We start from the raw sequence: 1,188 nt of genomic DNA on the forward strand, positions 1-1,188 counted from the left end.
GTACAGATGCGCTGATCGGGCTTTGCGCCAGGTGTCGACGTCAGGACCCTCTCCTGCGTCGCAACCGATCCAGGAGTTCAGCAATGGAGTTTTTCGCAGGTCTCGATGTGTCGCTCGACGAGAGGCATGTCTGCGTCGTCGATGAAGGCGGCCGTATCGTCAAGGAAGCTCGCGCCCCGAGCGAGCCAAAGGCGATCGCCAGGGCCATCCGCCATCAGGGGCGCCGCATCCAGCATGTGGGGCTCGAGGCGGGGTCACCATCGCAATGGCTCCATGAAGGGCTGGTCAAAGAGGGTTTTTCGGTGTCCGTGATGGAGGCGCGCCACGTCCGCGCCGCCTTTGCCGCCATGCGCGTGAAGACGGATCGCCACGACGCCCGCGGCATCGCTCAGCTCGTGCGTCTCGGCTGGTTCAAGCGGGTGCATGTCAGATCGCTCGACGCTCGGGAAACCCGCGCTCTGCTCACCGCACGCACGTTCCTGGTGGAGAAGGTGACGGCGACGGAAAACCCGCGCCGCGCCGCGCTCCGGAACTCTGGGCTCAAGATGGGCGCCGTGACACGAAGGACCCGGGTGGCACGGGCACGTGAGCTCGCTGACGGCCATGAGGTCCTCGAAGGCATCGTGGACGCGATGCTGCGCGTGCGCGCGCTTCTCCTCGACGAATTGGCCCGGGTCGATGGTCAACTGACAGCGCTCGCGAAGTCCGATCCCGTGACGCGGCTGTTGATGACGATGCCCGGCGTCGGTGTCATCGTGGCCCTTACTTCCGCAGCGCGGTGGACGATCCCGACCGGTTTCCCCGTTCCCGCGACGTCGGTGCCTGGCTCGGGCTGACACCACGGCGATGGCAGTCGGGCAAGACCGACATCGTGGGCCGCATCACCAAGGCAGGGGATGCACGCGTGCGCGTGATGCTCTTCGAGGCCGCCGCCAGTATCCTCGGGCGGGTGCGGGTCATGTCGCCCCTGAAAGCCTGGGGGCTTCGCATCGCGAAGCGGACCTGCATGAAGAAGGCCATCGTCGCCGTGAGCCGGAAGCTCGCCACGATCCTCTTGGCCATGTGGAAGTCTGGCACCGCATTCTGGGCAAAGAACAATCCGCCAGCCTCCGCCAAGGACTTTGCCGCGGCATGATTGACATATGCGCCGTCCCCCGCGCTCCACCCTGAACTCGCGCTGCAGCCTAC

The 1,188-nt window shown here is 65.9% G+C and carries 2 protein-coding genes; both read left to right on the top strand.

The window, feature by feature from the left end:
- Window positions 1-83 precede the first annotated feature (83 nt).
- Window positions 84-836, top strand: a complete 753-nt coding sequence (locus tag QSJ97_RS24560; protein WP_285675138.1) for an IS110 family transposase — start codon at window positions 84-86, stop codon at window positions 834-836.
- Window positions 779-1,135 carry a transposase gene (locus tag QSJ97_RS24565; protein WP_285675139.1) on the top strand — a complete coding sequence of 119 codons (357 nt, stop codon included), beginning with the start codon at window positions 779-781 and terminating at the stop codon, window positions 1,133-1,135. Before QSJ97_RS24560 ends, QSJ97_RS24565 begins: the two co-directional genes overlap by 58 nt.
- Window positions 1,136-1,188: the final 53 nt, after the last annotated feature.

Origin of the sequence: Paralimibaculum aggregatum (assembly GCF_030270585.1) — a bacterium.
In the GTDB taxonomy this organism is placed as follows: domain Bacteria; phylum Pseudomonadota; class Alphaproteobacteria; order Rhodobacterales; family Rhodobacteraceae; genus Thermohalobaculum; species Thermohalobaculum aggregatum.

Bases quoted from the DNA above. Each gene is read 5' to 3' on its own strand.
- QSJ97_RS24560 (WP_285675138.1), top strand. From the start codon at position 84: ATGGAGTTTTTCGCAGGTCTCGATGTGTCGCTCGACGAGAGGCATGTC.